This window comes from Clostridium sp. ETTB3 (genome assembly GCF_053571985.1).
Map to the genome: position 1 here is coordinate 940,060 of NZ_CP199832.1, position 25,870 is coordinate 965,929.

Here is a 25,870-nt window from a genome sequence, read left to right on the forward strand (position 1 = left end):
AAGGAATATTTTATAAATAAGCTTAGAAAATTTAAAATATATAAATAAAGGTAAATTAAGGGATGAACTAAATGTCAAAAGTAATAAATATTGTGGGCTATAGCTCAAATGTTGGTAAAACACTTTTAATTGAAAATTTAATAAAAGAACTGAAAAGCAGGGGATATAGTATAGCAACTATTAAACATGATGTTCATGGATTTGACATAGATAAAAAAGGAAAAGATACATATAAGCATAGAGAAGCAGGTGCAGAAACAGTTGTAATTTCATCAAAAAATAGATTTGCAATGATAAAAGAATTAAATGAAGAAATTGAATTTAATGATATAATTAAATTATTATTAGATAAGGATATTATTTTAGTAGAAGGATATAAAAATAGTAACTTAAGAAAAATTGAAGTTTATAGAAGTGGAGTAAGTGATAAAATTATAACTCCAAAAGAAAAGATAATAGCTGTTGCAAGTGATATTAATTTGAATTTAGAAAATATAAAAGTAATAGATAAAAATTCAATAAAAGAACTTGCAGATTTGATTGAAAAAGAAAATGAATTTAAATTTGAAATTTATCAATAATAAGTTTTCTTGAGCTAAGTATCCTAAGGAGAATTCTAGGGAGCTTAAGCCGGAATTTTAAATAAAATTCAAGGGTAATATTTGAAAAGGTATTATCTCCACGTTTTGGGAAGGAAAATAAGTTTGATTTAAATATATTTTATACTTTTAGTTAATTTATAACTGAAAAAAATTAAATTGTTATATTTAAGACTTATTACTCATCTACAAAATTATGAAGTAATAAGTCTTATATTTTAAGGAGGATATTACATGAAGTCATTTATATCATTGGAAGAAGCAATAGATATATTAGATGCAAATGTTAAAGCTATAGGAACAGAAGAAGTTGAATTAATAAAAGCAACTGGAAGAATAATATCGGAGGATATATATTCTAAAATTGATAATCCTCCATTTAATAAATCAGCCATGGATGGTTATGCAATAATAGCAGAAGATAGTAATGGTTGTAATGAAATAAAGGTTATTGATAAAGTTTTTGCAGGAGAAGTAAGTAAAGCAGAAGTTATTAATAAAACAGCCGTCAGAATAATGACAGGTGCGCCTATTCCAAAAGGGGCAAATGCAGTAATAAAGCAAGAAGATACTATTAAAGGTGATAATGAATTTATTACTCTTAAAAAAGTAATAAAAGAAAATGAAAATATATGCTTTAAAGGTGAAGATATAAAAAAAGGTACTTTATTAGTAGAAAAAAATAAAAAATTAAACTTTGCAGATATAGGAATAATAGCAAGTACAGGAATTTCAAAAATCAATGTCTTTAAACAGCCTAAAATTGCTCTTATATCTACTGGAGATGAAGTTATAGATGTAGGAAATATATTAACAGAAGGAAAAATCTACAATAGTAACAAATATTCTATAATTTCAAGAATTTTTGAATTAGGGTATAGTATTTGTGAAATACAACATGCAGGAGATGCTGAAGGAGAAATTGTAAGTTATATAGAAAAACTTTCTAAAAAATTTGATTTAATAATTACAACTGGTGGAGTATCTGTTGGAGAAAAAGATTTATTAAATGAAGCCATGGATAAAATTAATGGTAAAAGATTATTTTGGAAAGTAAAAATTAAACCAGGATCAGCAGTGCTTTGTAGTATTGTTAATAATTCAATTATAATTAGTTTATCAGGTAATCCAACAGCAGCTTTAACTGCATTTGAATTGTTTGTTAAAACATCATTAGAAAAGTTATCTGGAAAAGAAAAGATAGAAATAAAAAGAGAAAAAGCAATACTTTGTGATTCATTTAATAAAAAGAGTCCACAAAGAAGATTTATACGAGGAAGAGTTGAAATAAGAGAAGAAAAACAAAATGTATATATTACACAAGTTAAGAATGGTAATGGTATATTAAGTTCTAATTTAAATTCTAATTGTATGATTGAAGTAGAAGCAGGCAATAAAGGACTTCAAAGTGGATGTATTGTAAATATTATCAAATTTTAGGAGAAGATGATTATGATTAATAAAACCTTGGCAATTTTAGTTGGTGGTCAAAGCAGTAGAATGAATTATAATAATAAAGCATTATTAAAATATAAAGATCACAAATTTATAGAGCATATAATTGCTGCAGGAAGGGATTATAAAGAAATAATAATTATCTCAAATAAAAAAGAAGAATATAAAGGATTTAATCTTAGGATAGTTGAAGATATATATAAGGGAAATGGACCACTAAGTGGAATTCATTCAGCGCTTATGAATTCTACTACAAATGAAGTTTTGTGCATAGCATGTGACATGCCATTAATAACTAAAGAAACTTTAAATGTACTAGGCAATTATGATGAAAATTATGATGTATTAATACCTAAGGTCTTAGGAAGATTACAGCCTTTATGTGCAGTATATTCAAAAAAAATTATTCCTAATATTGAAGAAGCAATTAGAGAAAATAATAATAAACTTCAACTATTAATAAAAACATTAAATTATAAGGTTATTGAAGGAAATGAAGATAATAAATTTATTGAAAAAGAATTTTTAAATATAAATACTGAAAAGGAATATCATGAATTGGAGGAGTTATAATGTATACAGTTGGTATAATTACTAGTAGTGATAAAGGTTATGCAGGTGAAAGAGAAGATAAAAGTGGTGCTGTAATAAAAGAAATAGTAGAAGGTGCTGGATTTACTGTTGTTAAACAAGTAGTACTTCCAGATGAAAAAGAAATGCTTAAAAATGAATTTAAAGTTATGAGTGATGAATTAAAAGTTAATTTAATATTAAGTACTGGGGGAACTGGATTTTCTAAAAGAGATATAACTCCAGAAGCTACAAAGGAAATATTAGATAGGGAAGCACCAGGAATATGCGAAGCTATAAGGATGTATAGTATGCAAATAACTAAAAGAGCAATGCTTTCAAGAGCAGTATCCGGCATAAGAAAGGATACTTTAATAGTTAATTTACCTGGAAGTCCTAAGGCTTGTAAAGAAGCATTGGATTTTGTATTAGACGATGTTAAACATGGAATTGATATATTATTAGGTTCGGCAAGGGAATGTGCTAGAAAGTAAGGGAGGTAATAGTTATGAAAATGATAAGAGTTGAGGAGGCAGTAGGAACTATACTTTCTCATGATGTAACTCAAATAATTCCAGGAGAATTTAAAGGGAGATTGTTCAAGAAAGGGCATATAATCAAGGAAGAAGATATAGAAAAATTACTATCTATTGGTAAAGAGCATGTATATGTATGGGAGCCAACAGAAGGACAACTTCATGAAAATGATGCAGCAACAAGAATTTCTAATTTAGTTGTGGGGGAAGGAATTAAGCTTTCTGATGAAATTAAGGAAGGTAAAGTTGACTTCTTTGCAGATAGAGATGGAGTATTAAAGATTGATAAGACAAATTTATTTAAGTTAAATTCATTAGGTGAAATAATAGTTTCTACAATACACAATAATACACCAATTAAAAAGGGTGAAAAGGTTGGAGCAACTAGGGTTATTCCATTAATAATAGATGAAAAAAAAATCATAACTGCAGAAGAATTAATTAAAGAAAAAATAATAAGTGTTGCAGAAATAAAACCTAAAAAGTGTTTATTAATTACTACAGGAAATGAAGTATATAAAGGAAGAATAAAGGATGCATTTTTACCTGTTATAAAACAAAAATTAGGTTATTATGGAAGTGAAGTAATTCGTCAAGTTATATTACCAGATGAAAAGTCAAGAATTATTGAAGAAATTCAAAAGGGATTAAATGAAAATGTTGATATGATTATTTGTACTGGTGGTATGTCAGTAGATCCAGATGATGTTACACCAACTGCAATTAAAGAATGTGGAGGAGAACTTGTAACATATGGTTCACCGATATTACCAGGAGCAATGTTTTTATTAGCTTATTATGGAGATACACCAATATTAGGTGTACCAAGTTGTGCAATGTATTCTAAGAGAACAGTTCTTGATTTAGTTTTACCAAGGGTTTTAAGTGATGAAAAATTAACATTTGAAGATATAGTTGAATATGGACATGGTGGATTATGCTTAGACTGTAAAGTTTGTACTTTCCCACATTGTTCATTTGGAAAATAATTTTAGAAAGCAGGCTTATAATATGGAAAATAAATTAACACACTTTGATAATAGTGGAAATGCTAGAATGGTTGATGTATCAGAAAAGAAAGGAACAGTAAGAGTTGCAATTGCTGTTTCTAAAATAAAGATGAGTAAAGAAACATTAGAGCTTATAAAACAAGGCAAAATAGGTAAAGGAGATGTTTTAGGTGTTGCTAGAGTTGCAGGAATAATGGCAAGCAAACAAACATCAAATTTGATTCCAATGTGTCACCCATTAATGATTACAAGTTGTAATGTAGACTTTGAAATAAATAAAGAAGAAAATTCTATAGAAATTACTGCTACTGTAAAAATCGTAGATAAAACAGGTGTTGAAATGGAAGCTTTAACAGCAGCTACAGTAAGTGCATTAACAATTTATGATATGTGTAAGGCTGTTGATAAAAGAATGGTTATTGAAAGCACTCACTTGCTTAAAAAAACAGGAGGAAAGAGTGGGGAGTTTAACTTTTAACTTACCCTTTAAAGAAATATGAAAGATAAGTTTGGAAGAGAAATAGATTATTTAAGGGTATCAGTAACTGATAATTGCAACTTAAGATGTATATATTGCATGAGTGAAAAAGAAAATAACTTTTTAAAGAAAGATGAAAAGTTAACAGATGATGAAATATATAGAGTTGTAAAAGAAAGTGCAAACCTTGGAATAAAAAAGATTAGAATAACAGGTGGAGAACCTTTAGTTAGAGCAGGAATAGTGAAGCTTATTGGAAAAATAAATGAAATACCAGGGATTGAAGAAATTTATTTAACAACTAATGGAATATTGTTAGGTGATAAGCTTGAGGAATTAAAGTTAAATGGATTAAAGGGAGTAAATATAAGTTTAGATTCTCTTGAAGAAGATAAGTTTAATAAATTAACTAGATTAGGTAATTTAAATAATGTTTTAGAAGCTATAGATAAAGCAATAGAATTAGGAGTAAAGGTTAAAGTAAATACAGTTATAGTTAATGATATAAATAAAGATGAAATAATTGATTTTGTAAATATAACTAGAGAAAAGCCAATAGATATAAGATTTATTGAATTAATGCCAATAGGAGAAGCTGTTAATTATAAAGGTATAACTAATAAAGAAGTTTTAAATATAATTGAAAAAAATTATTCAAATTATGAAAAAGTAGTAAGAAGTAAAAGTGGTGGACCAGCTACATATATTAAGCTTAAGGGTGCTAAAGGTAAGGTTGGATTCATAAGTGCTTTAAGCAATTGTTTTTGTGAAGATTGTAACAGAATAAGATTAACACCAGATGGATTTTTAAAGCAATGTTTACATTTTGATTATGGTGTAGACTTAAAATCTAAATTAAGAGAAAACATTACTGATGAAGAATTAAGAAAAATTATTAAAGATAATATATATGATAAGCCAGAAAAACATTTATTTTTAGAGAAAAGTACTCATAAAGAAATAAAATTTATGAATCAAATTGGAGGATAATAAAATGGGAAGAGTAATATCAATTTGCACAAGCAAGCATAAAGGAACTTTAAAAAATGAGATTAATGAAGCTAATTTTATAGAGGAATTTGGAATAGAAGGAGATGCACATGCTGGAAAATGGCATAGACAAGTAAGTCTTTTAGCATTAGAAAAAATAGAAGACTTTAGAAGTAAGGGTGGAAATGTTGATTTTGGAGCATTTGGTGAAAATTTAGTTATAGAAGGATTTGAATTAAATAAGCTACCAGTTGGGCAAAGATTAACAGTAGGAGATGAAGTTCTTTTAGAAGTAACTCAAATTGGGAAAGAGTGTCATGATAAGTGTGCTATATATTACCAAGTTGGAGAATGTATTATGCCTAAGAATGGAATATTTACAAGAGTTTTAAAAGGTGGAAAAGTTAAGGTTGGAGATGAATGTAAATTAGTTAATCAAGGTAAAATATTAAGTTTATAATATTATTAAATAAAATTAAAAATGTAAAAGTAATTTTTTAAATTACTGATAAAAAATTAACTCCTTTTTAATAATAATTGATATAAAAATTATTGTGAAAAGGAGTTAATTTTATTTACAAAGCAAAATCAAGTTATTTTTATAGTTGTAATAAGAGCAATTACTTAATATTAACAATGAAATAATTAAAAAAATAACAATATTGTGATAAAAATCACATACATTTTTAAAAATGTAGAATATAATCATAATTGTTAGAAAAGAGATAATAAAATTGTTATGTGTAAAGTGAAAAAATTAACAAATGAATTTAAATTAAATGTATTACACAAAATATATAGAACCTATTTATTATCTTAGGAGGAATTATGAACAATAAGTCGTTAATAAAAAAGGTTAAAAACCTACCAGTACCAATTTTACCTACAATGGTTGGTGCATTTACTTTATCTAATGTTTACTCTGGGATGGGGTATACATGGATAAGACATATTACAGCATGGGCAGCTATTGCTGTTATATTATCTTATATTCTTAAGATATGTTTTCATTTTGATACTGTAAAGAAGGAATATTCTAATACAATTCCAGCATCTCTTTATGCAGGATTTACAATGTTAACTATGATTTTAGGAAGCTATTTCTATAATGCTAGTCCTGTATTTGGTAAAACATTATGGTTTGTAGGTTTAATATTACATGCAATTCAAATTTTAGTATTTACTTATAATAATGTAATTAAGAATTTTAATATGCAAACATTTGTACCAAGTTGGTTTGTTACATATAATGGAATAATGGTTTCAACAGTTGTTGGTGGAGTTATGAATGAACCTTTAATAGGTAAAATAGTTGTTTATTACGGGATTGCAGTATTTACAGTAATAATACCATTTATGATTTATAGATTAGCAAAGCATGAAATAAAGGATCCAGTATATCATACTCAAGCAATATTACTTGCACCATCAAGTCTTTGTTTAGTAAGTTATCTTAACTTTATTTCAACACCTAATAAATTTATAATATATTATTTATATTGTGCAGTTATTTGCGCATTAATATTTATATTAATTAAGTTACCAAAGTTTTTCTCATATGCATTCCATCCAGGATTTGCAGGACTTACATTCCCTATGGCAATTGGAATAGTTGCTTCAAATAAGATGGCAGTTTATTTAACAGCACAAGGATATGAAGCATTTGGTAATGTTATAACTCAAATAGCAGGTATACAAATTTATGTTACAACAGCACTAGTATCATTTGTATTATTTAAGTTCTTTATGATGTTAGTAGATAGTTATAAAAATAATAAATAAAACTCTTAGAATTTAAAATATGATTCTTATGTATAAATAGTTAAATTGAAAATTACTTACATAAGAATCATGTTAATTTTATTCTAGGAGTTTTTTATTTATTGAAATTAAATATAAAATTTAATCTGTTTTTTTATAGTTTAAAGTAATAATATAATGAAAATTTTAGATTAATTTAAAATATAACTAAAAAGATAATGGTAAAGCATAAAAGTTTGAATATTTTTTTATAAATGAAAAAATATATTAGTATATTGACATTAATAAAAAAAGAATTATAATTAAAATACACCCCCCTGGGGGGTTGGAACAAAGGAATATATGGAGGAATTTTTATGGAAGAAAGAAAAAAAGCAATTCAAAATTTAAAAATAGCAAAAGGTCAAATAGAAGGAATAATAAAGATGATTGAAGATGAAAGATATTGTGTTGATATATCAAATCAAATAATTGCAGTACAATCATTATTAAAAAAGGCTAATATGCAAATTTTAAGAAGGCATTTAGATCATTGTGTAAAAGATGCAATCTTACATAACAATGGAGATGAAAAAATAAATGAAATAATCAACTTGTTTGAGAAAGTATCAAAATAAATTAAGGAGATGATTAAAATAAATAAAAAGTATAAAGTAGGTGGAATGACATGTTCAGCTTGTGCAAATAGGGTTGAACGTGGAGTAAAAAAGATGGAAGGAATAAATAATGCTAATGTTAATTTAACTACAGAAATCTTAACTGTTGATTTTGATGAAAATAAGATTAGTAGTGATGAAATAGAAAAAAAAGTAGAAGCATTAGGATATAGCATAGTTAAAAAGATTAAAACTCATACTTATAAAGTAGAAGGAATGACATGTGCAGTATGCGCAGGAAGAGTTGAAAAAGTAACTAAAAAAATTGAAGGAGTTCAAGAGTCTATTGTTAATTTAGCAACAGAAAAGTTAATTATTACTATAGATGAAGATGTTGTAAGTTATAGTGATATAAAAAGTGCTGTAGAAAAGGCTGGATATAAACTTATAAGAGAGGAAGAACAAGGAAGTAAAGTAAAAAAGTTAAGTGATAAGGATAAGTTATTAAGAAGATTAATTTTTTCATGTGTATTTACAATACCTCTTTTAATAGTAACAATGGGTCATATGATTGGAATGCCATTACCTAAAATAATAAATCCAATGGTTAATCCTTTAAATTTTGCATTATTTCAAATAATATTAACAGTTCCTGTTATGGCAATAGGATATAAGTTTTATTTAATAGGATTTAAAAATATTATTAAATTAAGTCCTAATATGGATTCATTAATAGCTGTAGGAACAAGTGCTGCATTTATTTATAGTTTATTTGGAATGTATAAAATAATAGCTGGAGATATAAGTTATGTAATGCATTTATATTTTGAAGCAGCAGTTACAATATTAACACTTATAACTTTAGGTAAATATTTAGAAGCAGTATCTAAGGGCAAAACTTCAGAAGCAATAAAAAAATTAATGGGATTAGCTCCAAAAACAGCTACTGTTATTAGAGATAATAAGGAGATTATAGTTTCTGTAGATGAAGTTGTGGTTGGGGATATAGTGTTGGTTAAACCTGGTAAAAGACTTCCTGTTGATGGAGAAGTTATTGAGGGAAGTACTGCAATAGATGAATCTATGCTTACAGGAGAAAGTATTCCTGTAGAAAAGAGTGTTGGTAGCAATGTTATAGGGGCAAGTATTAATAAAACAGGATTTATTAAATATAAAGCTACTAAAGTTGGTAAAGATACAGCATTAGCTCAAATAATAAGATTAGTTGAAGATGCACAAGGTTCTAAGGCTCCAATTGCAAAGATGGCAGATGTTATTTCATCATATTTTGTTCCAATAGTAATAGGATTAGCAATTTTATCAGCAATTGTATGGTTAATTTCAGGAGAAACACCTATTTTTGCATTAACTATATTTATATCAGTATTAGTAATTGCTTGTCCATGTGCTTTAGGATTAGCAACACCAACAGCAATAATGGTTGGAACAGGAAAAGGTGCTGAAAATGGAGTATTAATAAAGGGGGGAGAAGCATTAGAAATTACTCATAAAATTGATACTATTGTTTTTGATAAAACAGGAACTATTACAGAAGGAAAGCCTGTTGTTACAGATATATTAACAAAAAATAAAGAAAAGGATGTTTTATTATCATTAGCTGCAAGTGCAGAAAAGGGTTCAGAACATCCATTAGGAGAAGCAATAGTAAGAGCTGCATTAGAAAAAAAATTAGAATTAAAAATATTAAATAATTTTAATGCAATACCAGGTCATGGAATAGAAGTTACTATTGATAAAGATAATATTTTATTAGGTAACTTAAAGTTAATGAAAGAAAAAAATATTGATGTAGAAGAATTTAAATTGGATTCTGATAAATTAGCTAATGAAGGAAAAACTCCAATGTATATTGCAATAAATAATAAATTAGAAGGAATTATAGCTGTTGCAGATGTAGTTAAACCAAGTAGTTTTGAAGCAATTAAGGAACTTCACAATATGGGTATAAAGGTTGCAATGATTACTGGAGACAATAAAAAAACAGCAGAAGCTATTGCAAAACAAGTTGGAATAGATATAGTTTTATCAGAAGTTCTTCCAGAAGATAAGGCAAATGAAGTTAAAAAACTTCAAGGACAAAATAATAAGGTAGCTATGGTTGGTGATGGAATTAATGATGCTCCAGCTTTAGCACAAGCAGATATAGGAATAGCAATTGGTTCAGGAACAGATGTAGCAATTGAATCTGCAGATATAGTTCTTATGAGAAGTGACTTAATGGATGTTATAGTTGCTATAAAATTAAGTAAAGCAACTATAAGAAATATAAAGCAAAATCTTTTCTGGGCATTTGGATATAATGTTTTAGGAATTCCTGTAGCAATGGGAGTATTACACATATTTGGAGGGCCACTACTTAATCCAATGATTGCAGCAGCAGCTATGAGTTTAAGTTCTGTTTCTGTATTAGCTAATGCATTAAGATTAAAAAAGTTTAGAGCATAAAGGGAAATAATTTTATTAAATAAAATTAACAATATAAATATAAAACTTAAGGAGTGAATAGAAATGTTAAAAAAGATAATTATTAAAGGAATGAGTTGTAGTCATTGTGTAAATCATGTAAGACAAGCATTATCAGAGCTTAAAGATTCTCAAAAAGTTGAAGTAAACTTAGAACAAAAATATGCAATTGTTGAAACATCTTCTAATGATGAAGAAATAAAAGAAAAAATTGAAGATCAAGGATATGATGTAATTTCAATAGAAAATATTTAATGGATAGTTTATCTAAAATATAAAATTTAATTGTAAGAAGTAGTGATATTACTTAATAATATAATTTACTAAGTGATATCACTATTTTTTATATATTATAATTTAAAGTAAAAAACATATTTAATAATTATTAATAATAAAATTATTAGTTTTTTTCGAAGGCATTTTTTTAAATAACACAATAAGTTTAATTATCATCATAAGAAAAATTATAAAAACAATTCTTGTTATTAGATAAATATGGTATAATTTTAATAAAAATGAAGAAAAATGGTGAAAAAGGAATTGGGATATGGAAAATATTATTAGATTTAAAAAATATGAAATGAAAAGTAAAACATATATAAAATATATGTTAAGCATAACTTTAGTAATTTTATTTTTATCATTAAATATTATTAATTTTTTAGACACTAAGAAAATAAATAATTTGCCAATAGTACAAGATATTAATTCTATTAATGTAATACTAGGGTTGATATCTATTCCAACTTGTTTGTTGTATTATTATATGTATAAAAACAATGAGTTTTTTATTTTGAAATTATCATATATAAGTATATTTATTGAATATATTTTTGTAAATTATATAATTAAAGATATAGGTTTAAGTGAATATTTAATAACATTTCCTTTTGTGATAAGAATTGTTTTACTTACAATTGCAATATTTAATGAAAGTAAATATGCAAATAAAATTGTTAAAAATAAAAAGATTTCAATAATAATTATAATAATAATTAATATCATTGGAACTTATTTAGAAATTAAATTAAACTTAATTAATATTTTGGTAAAAAGAAATACTATTATCTGGTATATATTACAAGGTAGTTTGTTACTTTATTATACATTATTATTATTAAAATTAACAAAAAGGTGTATTATAAAAAATGAATTTATTTATACTATTTTTATTGGAACAATAAGTATATTTACAATAAGAAGATTATTTTATTTTAATATATCCAATAATGTATTTAATAATGTTTTAGTATATAATTCAATTTTAACTTTTATAGCATATATAATCTTAATAGCTGGATTATATATAGAAATGATTAGAAGAATAGAGCTAAATAATATATTAAATAATAAAGTTAATAACTTAATGGGATTTGAAAAAAAATATAATGAAATAAAGGAAATAGAAAAAGCAAAAACACAATTTTTTGCAAATTTATCACATGAAATTAAAACTCCAATAAATATAATTTATTCATGCTTTCAATTACTTGATATTAACAAGGAAAAGGGTGAAACTGAATTATGGAATTCATATAATAAATATTATGGAACTATAAAACAAAATTGTTATAGATTATTAAGATTAGTTAATAATCTTGTTGATATTACTAAAATAGATTCTGGGTTTATGAAATTAAATTTTATAAATTATGAAATTGTAAGTTTAGTAGAAGATATTACTTTATCAATTGTTCCATATGTAGAATCAAAAAATATTACTGTTTTATTTGATACATATGTTGAAGAGTTAGTTATTAAATGTGATCCAGAAAGTTTAGAGAGGGTTATACTAAATTTACTATCTAATGCTGTAAAATTTTCCAATGAAAATGGAAATATAACTGTATTGTTAGATGCTAATAAGGATTTTGTTATTATTAAAGTAAAAGATGATGGTATAGGAATAGCACCAGAGGTTAGTGATTATGTTTTTGAAAGGTTTGCACAAGAGGATAAGTCTTTTAATAGAAAGAAGGAAGGTAGTGGAATAGGTTTATCTTTAGTTAAATCTCTTGTTGAACTTCATGGAGGAGTAGTATATTTAGAAAAGAGTGTTGAACAAGGTTGTGAATTTGTGATAAAGCTTCCTAATAAAATCTTAGATGAAAGCAAAAATGAAGAAATTAAATCTATTGATATAGATAATAAACCGTTAATACAAAAGGTTAATATAGAATTTTCAGATATATATGAATTATATTAAGAAAGGCTGAGTTGTTTTAACTCAGCCTTTCTTATGTAAATATTATTTAATAATATAGAAATAAGCTAGTACTAAAATACCAAGTATTATTCTATACCATCCAAATACTTTAAAATCATTACTCTTTATATAAGACATAAGGAATTTTATTGCTATAATTGATACTATAAAAGCAACAAAAGTTCCAACTGATAATATAGCAACTTCATTTCCAGTCATAACAAATCCAGTTTTTAATGCAAATTTAACAAGCTTTAAAGCACTTGCTCCTAACATAACAGGAATAGCAAGGAAGAATGTAAATTCAGCAGCTATTGTTCTAGATACACCTATTAATAAAGCACCAACTATTGTTGCACCTGAACGAGATGTTCCAGGAAAAACAGCGGCAATTAGTTGGAAAATACCAATCATAATAGCAACAGTATATGTTATTTTTGATAAACTATTAATTTTAGGGCTTTTACCTTTATTATAGTTTTCAATAATAATAAATAATATACCAAATAAAATTAACATAATAGCAACCGTCGTTGGATTATAGAATAATTCATTTAATTTATCATCAAATAAAACTCCAACAATTGCAGCAGGAACACAGGCAATTAATATTTTAACCCACATTATAATTGTATCTTTTTCAATTTTAAGACCATTTTCAACTTTAAAAGGCCATATTTTTTTCCAGTATAATAGGATAACTGCCAAAATAGCACCTAACTGAATTACAACTAAAAACATTTCCATAAATTCAGGAGACATATTAAGTTTTAAAACTTCATCAACTAAAATCATATGTCCTGTACTACTAATAGGAAGCCATTCAGTTATACCTTCAACTATTCCTAAAATTATGGCTTTAATAATTTCTAAAAATTCCATTAAATTACCTCCACAATTTAACTATAATTAATTTATACTTTATTATTATATAAAAAAATGGTTATTTATTAAAGATAAAAAAATAAATAACATAAATTTTATCTTATTTATTAATAAAGGAATAAAAAGTGTATATACATTAGTAACATTTATAATAAGATTATGATAAAATATATTTAAATAATTAATATTTGGAGGGATAATATGGAAAAAGTATTAGTTGTTATTGATTATCAAAATGATTTTGTTAATGGTTCTTTAGGATTTAAAAGAGCAGAGGAATTAGAAAATGGAATTTATGAAAAGGTAATAAGCTACTTAAAGGATGGGCATAAGGTTATATTTACATATGACACTCATTCAGAAAATTATTTAGAAACAAGGGAGGGGAAGAATTTACCTATTTTACATTGTAGAATGAATACTGAAGGTCATAGGCTTTATGGAAAAGTGAATGAATTTGTTAATGATGAAAATACAATTCATTTAAATAAATATTCTTTTGGAATTTCACCACAAGAAATTATTAGATTAAGTGAAAAGCTTGGTGATAATATAGAACAAATAGAATTTGTTGGTGTAGTAACTAATATATGTGTAATTAGTAATATAGTAATGTTTCAATCTAAATATATTAATTCAGAAATAATTGTTGATGCAAGTTTATGTGCAAGCTTTGATAAAAAACTTCATGAAAAAGCTTTAGATGTAATGGAAGGTTTACAAGTGAAGGTTATAAATAGAAAATAAATTTATAAGGGCTATTAATTATTATAAAAGTAAAAAGGTATGTCTTATGACATACCTTTTTTTGGTTGCGGGAGAAGGATTTGAACCTACGACCTTTGGGTTATGAGCCCAACGAGCTACCTACTGCTCCATCCCGCGTTGATATTCTATTTATATTATTAGTATAAACCTAAAAAAATATACAGTCAATATAAATGTTAAAAAAAGGCAAAAAATTTTAATAAAAAATACATATTATTTCTTAAATTTTTAATACTAATAAAGAATGCAAAATATAAAATTAAATATTAAAAAAAGAGAGGTAAGACTATGAGAAAAATGAAGACTATGGATGGTAATACTGCAGCTGCATATGTATCTTATGCATACACAGAAGTAAGTTCAATATATCCTATAACACCATCATCACCTATGGCTGAGCATATAGATGAGTGGGTTGCACAAGGAAAGAAAAATATATTTGGAGAAAAGGTAAAAGTTATTGAAATGCAATCAGAAGCAGGGGCAGCAGGTGCACTTCATGGAATACTTCAAAGTGGAGCATTAGGAACTACATATACAGCATCACAAGGATTATTACTTATGATACCTAATATATATAAGATGGTTGGTGAAAGGTTGCCAGCAGTTTTTCACGTAGCTGCAAGAGCTTTAGCAACTTCATCATTAAGCATATTTGGAGATCATCAAGATGTTATGGCTGCAAGAGCTACAGGATGTGCAATGCTAGCAGAAGGATCTGTTCAAGAAGTAATGGATTTATCTCCTGTAGCTCATTTATCAGCACTTAAGGCAAAAATACCTTTTATGAATTTTTTTGATGGATTTAGAGTTTCTCATGAAATACAAAAAATAGAGGTTTTAGAATATGAAGAATTAGCTAATCTTTTGGATTATAAAGCATTAGAGGAGTTTAGAAAAAATGCTTTAAATCCAAGTCATCCTGTAACAAGAGGAACAGCACAAAATCCAGATGTTTATTTTCAATTATGTGAATCATTAAATAAATATTATGATGATATACCTTCTATAGTAGAAGAATATATGGGGAAAATTACTGAATTAACAGGAAGAGAGTATCATTGCTTTGATTATTATGGAGCAGAGGATGCTGATAGAATAATAATTTCTATGGGTGCTATAAATGAAGTTATTGAAGAAACAATTGATTATTTAAGAAATAAGGGAGAAAAGGTTGGACTAATAAAAGTAAGGCTATATAGACCTTTTAGTATTGAAAGATTATTAAATTGTATACCAAGTACTGTTAAAAAGATAGCAGTATTAGATAGAACAAAGGAACCAGGTTCAATAGGAGAGCCACTTTATTTAGATATTTTAAGAGCTGTAAATGAAATAGAAAATCCACCAAAGGTAATAGGTGGAAGATTTGGATTAGGTTCTAAAGACCCTTATCCTTCTGATATAGCTGCAGTATATGAAAATTTAGCAAGTGAAACACCAAAAAATAGATTTACTATTGGAATAATAGATGATATTACCAATAATTCATTAGAACCTATTAAGGAAGTTGATGTAACAACTGAAGGAACTACAGCATGTAAGTTTTGGGGATTAGGTTCAGATGGAACAGTTGGAGCAAATAAAAGTGCAATTAAAATTATTGGAGATCATACTAATATGTATGCTCAAGGATATTTTTCATATGATTCAAGAAAATCTGGAGGAATAACAATTTCACATTTAAGATTTGGAAAAAATTCAATAAAATCACATTATGATATAGATAAGGCTGATTTTGTTGCATGTCATAATCAATCATATGTATATTCATATGATTTACTTAATGGATTAAGGAAAAATGGAGTTTTTGTTTTAAATACAATTTGGAGTATAGATGAATTAGATAAAAAGTTACCAGCAACGATAAAAAAATATATAGCTGAAAATAATATTAATTTTTATATAATCAATGCAATTAAAATTGCCCAAGAAATTGGTTTAGGTGGAAGAATTAATATGATAATGCAATCAGCATTTTTTAAAGTTGCTAATATAATTCCTGTTGATGAAGCTATAAAATATTTAAAGCAAGCAGTAGTAACTTCATATGGAAAAAAGGGTGAAGAAGTTGTTAATATGAATCATACTGCTATTGATAAAGGGGTTGAAGCATTAGTAAAAGTAGATGTACCAGATTCATGGAAAAATGTTGTAGATGAAAAAAAAGAAAATATATCAGTTCCTGATTTTGTAAGAAATATATGTATGCCTATGAATGATTTAAAAGGAGATAACTTACCAGTATCAGCTTTTATAGATAATAAAATGGAAGATGGAACATTTATGCATGGAACTACTAAATATGAAAAAAGGGGAATAGCTGTAAATGTTCCAGAATGGATTCAAGAAAGATGTATACAATGTAATCAATGTTCATATGTATGTCCTCATGCATGTATTAGACCATTTTTATCAACAGAAGATGAATTGCAAAATGCACCAGAATCATTTAAAAAAATAGATGCTAAGGGAGTTAAAGTAGAAGTACCTTATTTTTATACTATAGGAGTTACACCTCTTGATTGTACTGGATGTGCTAATTGTGCAGAGGTTTGTCCAGCACCAGGAAAAGCTCTTATTATGAAACCTATTGCTTCACAAGCAAATCAAATTGAGGCTTGGAATTTTGCTGTAAATGAAATAAAAAATAAGAAAAATCCTATGAAAAAGACTACTGTTAAGGGAAGTCAATTTGAGCAACCATTATTAGAATTTTCAGGAGCATGTGCAGGATGTGGAGAAACACCTTATGCTAAATTAGTAACTCAATTATTTGGGGATAGGATGATAATTGCAAATGCTACAGGATGTTCTTCTATTTGGGCATCATCTGGAGCTGCAACAGCATATACAAAGAATCAACAAGGATATGGACCTGCATGGGCAAATTCATTATTTGAAGATAATGCAGAATATGGACTTGGAATGTTTTTAGGAACAAAGACAATAAGAGAAAGAATTGCATCAAATATTGAAAAAGCACTAAAAGAAGGTGCTTGTAATAGTGCAAGGGAATCTATGGAGGAATGGTTAAATAATAAAGATATTGGTGAGGGTACAAGAGAAAGAGCAGAAAAGCTTGAAGTTGCATTACAAGGATGTAATGATGAAATTGCAAAGGAAATATTAAAAGATAAAGAATATTTTATAAAAACATCACAATGGATATTTGGTGGAGATGGATGGGCATATGATATTGGCTATGGTGGATTAGATCATGTGCTTGCAAGTAATGAAGATGTAAATGTACTTGTTTTTGATACAGAAATATATTCTAATACTGGTGGTCAATCATCAAAATCTACACCAACATCAGCAATTGCTAAATTTGCAGCAGCAGGTAAGAGAACTAAAAAGAAGGATTTAGGCATGATGGCAATGAGCTATGGATATGTTTATGTAGCTCAAATAGCTATTGGAGCAGATAAAAATCAAGCAATTAAAGCTATAAGTGAAGCTGAAAGCTATAATGGACCATCTTTAATAATTGCATATTCACCATGTATTAATCATGGAATAAAGGGTGGTATGACTAATAGTCCTTATGAACAAAAGAAAGCTGTTGATTGTGGCTATTGGAATCTTTATAGATATAATCCATCACTTAAAGGAGAAAAAAATCCATTTACTTTAGATTCTAAAGAGCCAAAAGCCGACTTTAAAGATTTCTTAATGGGAGAAATAAGATATGCATCTTTAGCTAAGGTATTCCCAGAATTAGCAGAACAGTTATTTGAAAAGACAGAAAAGGATGCTAAAGAAAGATTAGAAAGTTATAAGAGATTAGCACAAGATTAAAAAATTAAGGAGCTAAAAGTTATAAATTTAGCTCCTTAATTTTTTTATTAAATTTTGAATATACAGTTTTTACTATATGGTCTTCAGTACAATGAATATGCAATTCATCAATAGGAATCCATTTAACTCCATTAGTTTCCTCTTCATTTATAATAAGTTCATCTTCTTCATTTGCTTCTAGAAGATAAGCTATAGATAAATGTAAGTGAGAAGAAATATATTTACCTTTTTTTACATGACCATTTACATTAAGTACATCTAATCCCAAGATATTTTCAGTTATTGGAGTTACATTTTTAAGTCCAGTTTCTTCTTTAGCTTCTTTAATTGCAACATGAAGTAAATTTGAATCACCATCAGCATGACCACCAGTCCATGCCCAACTTTTATAAATTTTATGATAAATCATTAATACCTTTGTTCTTGATTTATTAACTATGTAACCAGAGCTAGTTATATGAGCAATTGTATTTTCACGTGTTAAAATATCATCATGAAGCTTGATACATTTTAATATTAAATCCTTATCTTTAATTTCTTGCTCGTTATAAGGTTCATAGTTTTCAATATCTTTTATCCAATCCATGATTTTTTTACCTCTCCAAAATTAAATATTATAACTTATAATAACATAAAAATTTATAAAATCAATTATAATTATTGGAATTAATGAGATCTTAGTTTAAAATTAAAGTAGTAATATATAAAGTTTTATGTAGGATTAAAGTTATTATGGATAATAATTTAAAATTGCTAAAAAAACAAGAATAAATAATACAATAAATGTTGATTAACAGTTATTAAATTATTAGATCCTGAAGAAATTAATCAAAAAATATATATTTAAGGGGCTGTCGCACTAAAACTTTTATACACAATATATTGTTTTAAAAAATAAAAATTAATACAATATATTGTAGGATTTATTCTTAATGCGACATCCCCATACATAACTACAAACTATTTTTAGCTTATTCTAAAATTTGTACAGTAACTTGTCTTCTTCCCCATGAATAACATTCTTCATAGCTATTAAGGAATACATCAATAATATTTCCTTTAATAGCACCACCAGTATCAGCTGCTATTGCAAGACCATAACCAGATACATAAACCTTAGTACCTAATGGAATTACATTAGGATCAACAGCGATTGTACTAAGTCCATTAGGATTTCTAACTGGTTTTAATCCTAAAGCTGTAGTACCATGACCATAATATGCAGTTGACTCCATAGTCAATGTTTTTACAACATTGCCAATGGTTCCAGTTGCTATGTCAGCACTATTATCTACAATAGGTTTATTAAGTTCATTGATTCTTGATTCAGCATTACTTATTCCATCCCGTGCCATATTAATAATTTTAGAACTATTTAGTAGTGGAATATAAGATTTTAATGAATCAATAGCATTTTGTAATTCTGAAGTAGATGCAGATGAAGAGTTAGCAATAGCTAATGAATCAGATATCAATATTTTTTCATTTTCTTCAATAATTGCAAAAGCAGATTCTTTTTCAGAATTTAATTGTTCAAGATATTTTTCTTGTTCAGATTTTTTATTTTCAATAGTTTTTAAATCTTCTTCAATAATATTTTTTAATGTAGCTAATTCAGAATTTTTAGTATTTAAATTTTTAATAGTTAAATCTAATTCATTTTTTTTATTATTTATATCAGACAAAATTTCTTTATCTGTAGATAATATCTTAGAAATAGCTTGTACCCTAGAAAATAAATCAGTTATATTTTTAGAAGTAATAACACTAACTAATATATTTGAAGACATATTAGTTTTATACATAGTTCTAACTCTATTATCTAATACTATTTGAGCTTTTTCGATTTCTTCTTTTGTTTGTTTTAATTTAGATTCGTTAATTTCTATCTGATTTTTAATATCAGAAATCGCTTGATTATTTTCCTTTAATTTAAGTGTAGTTTTATCTATTTCAATATCTAAACTTTCAATTTTAGAATTAAGTTCTAGAATTTCAGAATCGAGAGTTTGATATTTTTTTAAGCTTTCATTAATTTTATCTTGTGGAGTAGCATATGCAAAATTTGTATTAATAAATGATATAAACAATACTACAATTAAAGAAAAAAGTGTTAATTTTTTAAACAAAAAATTTACCTCCTATAAGAATATTATTCTTGACGTTACCTTACTATAGAAATTTATATATGTCAAATTTACTGTATTTAGATGTAAATTATTTAATATTAAGGAATATAAAATTCAATAAAAAGTAAAACAAGTAATATTATAACATAAATTAAAAGGTAAAAATAGGAGAAAAGGTTAAAAATGAAAATAAGTTGAATTGTAACTTTAACTAATATAAAATTTATAAAAATAGTAATTTAAGAATATAATGGAGGTATTACTATGGAAAAACTATACTATAAAGATCAATATTTGAAAGAAATTACAGCAGAAATAACAAATATTATAGAAAACAATGGACAATATCATATAGCTTTAGATAAAACTATATTTTTCCCCGGGGGAGGGGGACAACACTGCGATTTAGGATATATAGATAATCATAAATTAATTGATGTTTATGAAAAAGATGGTGAAATATATCATGTAACAGAAACAAAAGCAATAAAAATACATAAAGTAAAATGCAAAATAGATTGGGATAGAAGATTAGATGGAATGCAACAACATTTAGGACAGCATATACTTTCAGGATGCTTCTTTACTTTATTTAATGCTAATACTGTAAGTGTCCATGTAGGAAAAGAAATAAGCACAGTAGATATCCAAGGAATAATTAGTGAAGAAGCTATAAGAAAAGTAGAGGAAATGGCAAATGAAGTTATTAAAGAAAATATTAATGTTGAATTTTTAACACCCTCTAAAAGAGAATTAAAAAAAATAAAAATAAGACGTGATTTACCAAATACAAATGAGCAAATTAGAATAGTAAAAATAGGTGATTTAGATATAAATGCATGTTGTGGTGTTCATCCTAGTAAAACATTAGATGTACAATTAATAAAAATAAGAAAATGGGAAAAACATAAAGGAGCAACGAGAATAGAATATTTAGCTGGAAATAGAGCTATTAAGGATTATTTTAGAAAAGATGAATTTAGAAATAAAATTTGCAAACTTTTAAATTGTAATGAAACTGATGCAATAAATTCAATAGATAAGTTAGTAAGAGAAGTAAGAGATATACAAGATGAAAATAGAAAAATAAAGATGGAAATTTCAGATTATCAAATAAAAGATATGATAGAAGATTCAATTACTATAGGTGATTTAAAGGTTGTTAAAAAGATTTATGAAAATGGAGATGTAAAATATATAAGCAAAATAGCAGAAAAAATAACTGTTAGAGATAATATGATAGTATTATTTGCAATAAAGTTAGAAGATAAAGCAAATTTAATTTTTGCATGTTCTAAAAATATTAAAAATATTTCAATGAATAATTTATTAAAAGATAGTATTACATTAATAGATGGAAGAGGTGGAGGAAGCAATTTTCTTGCACAAGGTGGAGGAAAAAATAGTAGTAATCTTGAAGGAACAATGGAATATGCACTTCGTAAAATAAACACCTTATAAAAGCTTGTTCATATAATAGAGTATAAAAATATTCTAAGGAGATATAATTATGGACATAGAAACTTCAAAAAATGATAATAATTTAGATGAATCATATGAAGAAGATAATTTTGAAATGAATAGTGAAATAATAGAAGAAAAAACTACACCCGAAAATTATTCTACAGATGAATATAATAATATTATAATGTATGATTCAGATATAGATGATTGTTATAGAAGTTTTGAAGAAGATTTAAATGAAGAATCTAGATGTGATAAAAATAATTATGAGAATTTTAATGAATGTGATGAAGATATAGATATCCAAAAAGAAGATTATGATGAGGGTTTTAAAGATGGATATGAAAAAGGAGCAAGAGATGCATTTAGGGCTATGTTTAAATTAGGGTTTATTCCTAGAATGAGAATAAGTAGAAATAGAAGATAATATATATTATTAAGTGCAAACTATTAAGAATTATTTAAAATTTTTTTTAAAGTTTGCACTTTTGTTATTTTTATATGAATAAATAATATATAATTTGTTAATAATAAAAAAATGAAATGTAATTATTTTTGCTTATTAAAAGTTAATAATATAAATAAAAGATATAATTATAAAAAGTAATACTTTTATCATAGAAGAAAATATAAATAATAATGCAAAATAAGGTTAGCAACTAAATGCTAACTTTTATTTTTAACATATTTTTTATAAAAGAGTACATAAATATATTAATAAAGAAATAAAGGAGGAATATAAAATGATGGATGAAATAAAAAAGGTTTTATTATTTGGAGTAGGAGCTGTAGCAAGTACTTATGAAAAGTCAGTTGAGGTTATAGATGAACTAGTTAAAAAAGGAAAGATAACAGTGGAAGAAGGTAAAGAACTTGGAGAGGAATTAAAGAGAACATTTAATGATAAATGTAAAACTGAAGAAAAAAATAAACATTATGAAACAAATGGTAGTAATATAGAAGCATATAATTATGTAACAAGAGATGAGTTTGAAATATTAAAAGCAAGAGTTTATAAGCTTGAAAGTAAGTTAAATAATGAGGAATAAAAATAAGAGTAAGAGTAAGGTATAAGGAGAGTAGGAGATTAATATGGAGGGGAGTTCAGTTGCTAGATTTAAAGAAATATTAAAAGTATTCACAAGTTATGGATTAGGATATTTGCTTGGTAAAAAAGAGGAAAAAGAGAAAAAATCCCCTTCTAATCTTAGAAAAGCATTTGAAGAATTAGGACCAACTTTTATAAAAATAGGTCAAATATTGAGTACAAGGCAAGAACTTATACCAGAGGAATATATAATTGAACTATCAAAATTACAAGATAATGTTGCAAGTGATAAATTTGAAGATATGGCAAAGGTATTTTATGATGAATTTAATAAAAATATTGAAGATGAATTTTTATATATAAACAAAGAAGCAATAGCAGCTGCATCTGTAGCACAAGTTTATAGAGGAATACTTAAAAATGGTCAAGATGTTGTTATAAAGATACAAAGACCTAATATAAAAGAAACTATGATGATGGATTTTGATATATTACTTATTTTAAGTGAAAAATTTGATAGGGTATTTAAAGAAAGTGTAGTAGATCCTAAAGAAATATTATTAGAAATAAAATCATCAACTGAAAAAGAATTAAACTTTATTTATGAAGCAAATAATGTAAAGAAATTTAGAGAATTTAATAAAGATATTCCATGTATATATGCACCATTTATTATTGATGAATATACAAGTGAAAAAGTTATAACTCAAGAAAATATAGAAGGATTTAAAATAAATGATAAAGTTATACTTAATGAATTAGGATATGATAAAGATGATATAGCAAAGAAGTTAACTCTTTCATATTTCAAGCAAGTTTTAAAAGATGGATTTTTTCATGGAGATCCTCATCCAGGGAATTTATTAATTTATGGTGAGAAAATATGCTTTATTGATTTTGGGATTGTTGGTGTATTATCAAAGGAAAGACAACAAGAGTTAAATAATGCTATTGTGGCTATTGCAAATGAAGATATTGATAAATTAACTGATTTTGTAATGAATATTGGGATTAAAATTGGAAAGATTGATAGAGAACAGCTTTATAAAGATATAGATTATATGTTTAGAAATTATTATACCACTTCATTAAAAAATATTAAAATTTCTTTATTATTTCAAGAAATATTTGAAGTAGCAAAAAGAAATAATTTACGATTACCTAGTGATTTTACTATGTTAGTAAGAACAATGGTTATGGTTGAAGGATTAGTAGCAGAACTTTCTCCAGAATTAAATATTATTAATTTAGTAATACCATATGTTAAAGAGTATTATAAAAATTATTTTTTTAAACAATTTGATATTAATGATTATTTATTAAAAATATATAAATTAACAAGAGATAGTTTAAATATACCTTCAAAAACTGCTTCTTTAGCAGATACTTTAATAAAAGGAAGAACAAAAGTTAACATAGTAATTGAAGATAAAGAAGAATATATTAATGTATTAAATAAAATGATTAATAGATTATCATTTGCTTTAATAATAGCAGGTATGGTAGTTGGTTCATCATTAATACTTAATAGAAATCCAGAACCTCAAATATATGGAATATCTATTATTGGAATGGGAGGGTATTTTGTTTCTGCAATTTTAGGTTTATGGTTATTGATATCAATAATTAGATCTGGAAGCTTAAAATAATAATAGGCAGATTATATGTTATATAAATCTACCTATTGTTTATTTTTTTATTTATTTTAAAACTTTTTTTGCAAAATCTAAACCAAAATTATAAGCATCTTTTAAGTTGTTTTCACTAGGTTTAAAGATTATTCCTAATGGTTCAGAAACAACATTTAGTTTTAATTGCTTATATCTTTCATTAATATTTTTAAGAGCTTCTCCACTCCAACCATATGATCCAAAGCAACTTGCTGATAATCCTTTATGAATAACAGGATTTAATGAAGTTAAAATAGTCCAAATTTGAGGTAATGTATCTGATAATAATGTAGGAGAACCTAATAATAAACCACTACATTGATTTATTTCAGATAAAACTTCATTCATATCAGCAGTAACTAAATTATACATTAAAATGTCTACATCAAAATTTGAAGATTCAATTCCTTTTTTTATTTCTTGTGCAATTTCCTCAGTGTATCCATATGCACTAACGTAAGGTATTACTATACTTTGTTTTTTTCTTTTTACTGATTGGCACCATTCTTTATATAAGTTCATATATTTTTCTATATTATTATTATCTAGTACTAAGCCGTGACCAGGGCAAATAAATTTTAAATCTAAATCTTTTATTTTATCTAATGCCTTTAAAACAAATGGTTTAAATGGACCCATTATCATTCTAAAGTAATAATTATAAGCTTCTATATAGTCATCTTCTTTGCTATCTTCAATTGCACTTTTTAAAACACGTTCATCACAATAATGAGCACCAAAAGAATCACAAGTAATTAATGTTTCATCTTCAATTACATATGTGTACATTGTATCAGGCCAATGTAATTGAGGAGCACTAATAAATTTTAAAGTTTTATTACCTAAAGATAATGTTTCTCCGTCTTTTACTACTTTGTTTTTAAATGGTTTATTAATAATTTCAGTTAAGTATTTAATTGCTAAATTGCTTCCAACAACTGTTGCATTAGGAGCATATTCTAAAATTTTCTCAACCGATCCAGCATGATCAGGTTCAGTATGATTTACAACAACATAATTTATATCTTCTAAATTTATAACAGAACGAATTTTTTCTAAATGTTCATCAAAAAATTTTTCTTTTACAGTTTCAAATAATGCAATACCTTCAGAACCTCTTAATAAGTAAGAGTTATAAGATGTACCAAATTTAGTTTCCATTATAATGTCAAAAATTTTTAAGTTTGGATCAAGTGCTCCAACCCAAAATAAATCTTCAGTTATTTTGAATGTATTAGACATGTAAATATCTCCTTTTTATTAATTTTCTTAAATGCTTTTTACGCTTATAGTAATAATTATAATCTAACAGTAATTGTTGTCAATAAATAAATGGAATAATTAAATTATGCTTTTTAAGTGATTTTGTATTTATTATAAAAAAATAAGATGCTTACATTAGGTTGTAAACATCTTATTT

The 25,870-nt window shown here is 25.9% G+C and carries 23 protein-coding genes, 1 tRNA gene and 1 riboswitch; of the genes, 19 read left to right on the plus strand and 5 right to left on the minus strand.

Features of this window, described 5'->3' with window-relative positions; translation table 11 throughout:
- Nucleotides 1–71: 71 nt before the first annotated feature.
- The 13 genes from mobB (at nucleotide 72) to ACUN06_RS04695 (ending at nucleotide 12,685) form a co-directional block, all read left to right on the plus strand.
- Nucleotides 72–581, plus strand: a complete 510-nt coding sequence (gene mobB, locus ACUN06_RS04635) for a molybdopterin-guanine dinucleotide biosynthesis protein B (protein ID WP_291732153.1) — start codon at nucleotides 72–74, stop codon at nucleotides 579–581.
- A riboswitch (molybdenum cofactor riboswitch) is annotated at nucleotides 576–713 on the plus strand. (Overlaps the previous gene by 6 nt.)
- Nucleotides 714–833: 120 nt before the next feature.
- Nucleotides 834–2,039 (plus strand): molybdopterin molybdotransferase MoeA, encoded by a 1,206-nt coding sequence (locus ACUN06_RS04640; RefSeq protein ID WP_449390151.1) that lies wholly within the window; start codon nucleotides 834–836, stop codon nucleotides 2,037–2,039.
- 12 nt (nucleotides 2,040–2,051) lie between these two features.
- A complete protein-coding gene (locus ACUN06_RS04645) occupies nucleotides 2,052–2,627 on the plus strand; it encodes a molybdenum cofactor guanylyltransferase (RefSeq protein ID WP_291732147.1) in 576 nt (191 codons plus the stop codon).
- Entirely contained in the window at nucleotides 2,627–3,118 is a 492-nt protein-coding gene (locus ACUN06_RS04650) for a MogA/MoaB family molybdenum cofactor biosynthesis protein (RefSeq protein WP_291732144.1), read from the plus strand. The genes ACUN06_RS04645 and ACUN06_RS04650 overlap by 1 nt, the downstream gene beginning before the upstream one ends.
- A gap of 14 nt (nucleotides 3,119–3,132) precedes the next feature.
- Nucleotides 3,133–4,149, plus strand: coding sequence for a molybdopterin-binding protein (locus ACUN06_RS04655; protein ID WP_291732142.1), 1,017 nt, complete (start codon nucleotides 3,133–3,135; stop codon nucleotides 4,147–4,149).
- Between the two features lie 22 nt (nucleotides 4,150–4,171).
- Nucleotides 4,172–4,648 (plus strand): cyclic pyranopterin monophosphate synthase MoaC, encoded by a 477-nt coding sequence (gene moaC / locus ACUN06_RS04660; RefSeq protein WP_291732139.1) that lies wholly within the window; start codon nucleotides 4,172–4,174, stop codon nucleotides 4,646–4,648.
- Between the two features lie 18 nt (nucleotides 4,649–4,666).
- On the plus strand, nucleotides 4,667–5,638 hold the full coding sequence (gene moaA, locus ACUN06_RS04665) for a GTP 3',8-cyclase MoaA (RefSeq protein WP_412858244.1): 972 nt from the start codon (nucleotides 4,667–4,669) through the stop codon (nucleotides 5,636–5,638).
- A gap of 4 nt (nucleotides 5,639–5,642) precedes the next feature.
- The gene (locus ACUN06_RS04670; protein ID WP_302537967.1) at nucleotides 5,643–6,098 is read left to right on the plus strand and encodes an MOSC domain-containing protein; all 456 of its coding nucleotides are present in this window, start codon (nucleotides 5,643–5,645) and stop codon (nucleotides 6,096–6,098) included.
- 368 nt (nucleotides 6,099–6,466) lie between these two features.
- Entirely contained in the window at nucleotides 6,467–7,420 is a 954-nt protein-coding gene (locus ACUN06_RS04675; protein ID WP_291732132.1) for a TDT family transporter, read from the plus strand.
- 335 nt (nucleotides 7,421–7,755) lie between these two features.
- Complete coding sequence (locus ACUN06_RS04680) at nucleotides 7,756–8,016, plus strand: metal-sensing transcriptional repressor (RefSeq protein WP_291732130.1); 261 nt, start codon at nucleotides 7,756–7,758, stop codon at nucleotides 8,014–8,016.
- 9 nt (nucleotides 8,017–8,025) lie between these two features.
- Complete coding sequence (locus tag ACUN06_RS04685) at nucleotides 8,026–10,461, plus strand: heavy metal translocating P-type ATPase (protein ID WP_449390152.1); 2,436 nt, start codon at nucleotides 8,026–8,028, stop codon at nucleotides 10,459–10,461.
- 63 nt (nucleotides 10,462–10,524) lie between these two features.
- Nucleotides 10,525–10,734, plus strand: coding sequence for a heavy-metal-associated domain-containing protein (locus tag ACUN06_RS04690; RefSeq protein ID WP_291732128.1), 210 nt, complete (start codon nucleotides 10,525–10,527; stop codon nucleotides 10,732–10,734).
- A gap of 292 nt (nucleotides 10,735–11,026) precedes the next feature.
- Entirely contained in the window at nucleotides 11,027–12,685 is a 1,659-nt protein-coding gene (locus ACUN06_RS04695; RefSeq protein WP_291732127.1) for a sensor histidine kinase, read from the plus strand.
- Between the two features lie 42 nt (nucleotides 12,686–12,727).
- On the opposite strand, the gene ACUN06_RS04700 is transcribed toward ACUN06_RS04695, so the two are convergent.
- The gene (locus tag ACUN06_RS04700) at nucleotides 12,728–13,567 is read right to left on the minus strand and encodes an undecaprenyl-diphosphate phosphatase (RefSeq protein WP_301953304.1); all 840 of its coding nucleotides are present in this window, start codon (nucleotides 13,565–13,567) and stop codon (nucleotides 12,728–12,730) included.
- A 204-nt stretch (nucleotides 13,568–13,771) separates the two neighbouring features.
- Here ACUN06_RS04700 and ACUN06_RS04705 point away from each other — a divergent pair, with 204 nt between their 5' ends.
- Nucleotides 13,772–14,317 (plus strand): cysteine hydrolase family protein, encoded by a 546-nt coding sequence (locus tag ACUN06_RS04705; RefSeq protein ID WP_291732121.1) that lies wholly within the window; start codon nucleotides 13,772–13,774, stop codon nucleotides 14,315–14,317.
- 62 nt (nucleotides 14,318–14,379) lie between these two features.
- On the opposite strand, the gene ACUN06_RS04710 is transcribed toward ACUN06_RS04705, so the two are convergent.
- Nucleotides 14,380–14,455, minus strand: a tRNA-Met gene (locus tag ACUN06_RS04710).
- A 171-nt stretch (nucleotides 14,456–14,626) separates the two neighbouring features.
- On the opposite strand from ACUN06_RS04710, the gene nifJ reads away from it, so the two are divergent.
- Nucleotides 14,627–18,139: a pyruvate:ferredoxin (flavodoxin) oxidoreductase gene (gene nifJ / locus ACUN06_RS04715; protein WP_294368636.1), complete on the plus strand. Its 3,513-nt coding sequence runs from the start codon at nucleotides 14,627–14,629 to the stop codon at nucleotides 18,137–18,139.
- A 19-nt stretch (nucleotides 18,140–18,158) separates the two neighbouring features.
- Here the strand turns inward: nifJ and ACUN06_RS04720 are convergent, their stop codons facing one another.
- Together ACUN06_RS04720 and ACUN06_RS04725 are read right to left on the minus strand one after the other, a co-directional pair.
- Nucleotides 18,159–18,725, minus strand: coding sequence for an NUDIX hydrolase (locus ACUN06_RS04720; protein ID WP_294161155.1), 567 nt, complete (start codon nucleotides 18,723–18,725; stop codon nucleotides 18,159–18,161).
- A 385-nt stretch (nucleotides 18,726–19,110) separates the two neighbouring features.
- On the minus strand, nucleotides 19,111–20,268 hold the full coding sequence (locus ACUN06_RS04725) for a 3D domain-containing protein (protein ID WP_291736391.1): 1,158 nt from the start codon (nucleotides 20,266–20,268) through the stop codon (nucleotides 19,111–19,113).
- A gap of 264 nt (nucleotides 20,269–20,532) precedes the next feature.
- Between ACUN06_RS04725 and ACUN06_RS04730 the strand changes: the two genes are divergently transcribed.
- The 4 genes from ACUN06_RS04730 (at nucleotide 20,533) to ACUN06_RS04745 (ending at nucleotide 24,429) form a co-directional block, all read left to right on the plus strand.
- The gene (locus ACUN06_RS04730; RefSeq protein WP_449390153.1) at nucleotides 20,533–21,729 is read left to right on the plus strand and encodes an alanyl-tRNA editing protein; all 1,197 of its coding nucleotides are present in this window, start codon (nucleotides 20,533–20,535) and stop codon (nucleotides 21,727–21,729) included.
- Nucleotides 21,730–21,778: 49 nt separating this feature from the next.
- Nucleotides 21,779–22,159, plus strand: a complete 381-nt coding sequence (locus tag ACUN06_RS04735) for a hypothetical protein (RefSeq protein WP_449390154.1) — start codon at nucleotides 21,779–21,781, stop codon at nucleotides 22,157–22,159.
- Nucleotides 22,160–22,475: 316 nt separating this feature from the next.
- On the plus strand, nucleotides 22,476–22,781 hold the full coding sequence (locus ACUN06_RS04740) for a phasin family protein (RefSeq protein WP_291731304.1): 306 nt from the start codon (nucleotides 22,476–22,478) through the stop codon (nucleotides 22,779–22,781).
- A 43-nt stretch (nucleotides 22,782–22,824) separates the two neighbouring features.
- The gene (locus ACUN06_RS04745) at nucleotides 22,825–24,429 is read left to right on the plus strand and encodes an ABC1 kinase family protein (RefSeq protein WP_302537959.1); all 1,605 of its coding nucleotides are present in this window, start codon (nucleotides 22,825–22,827) and stop codon (nucleotides 24,427–24,429) included.
- A gap of 51 nt (nucleotides 24,430–24,480) precedes the next feature.
- Here ACUN06_RS04745 and ACUN06_RS04750 read toward each other — a convergent pair whose 3' ends face one another.
- Nucleotides 24,481–25,692, minus strand: a complete 1,212-nt coding sequence (locus ACUN06_RS04750; RefSeq protein WP_291731300.1) for an FprA family A-type flavoprotein — start codon at nucleotides 25,690–25,692, stop codon at nucleotides 24,481–24,483.
- Nucleotides 25,693–25,870 lie beyond the last annotated feature (178 nt).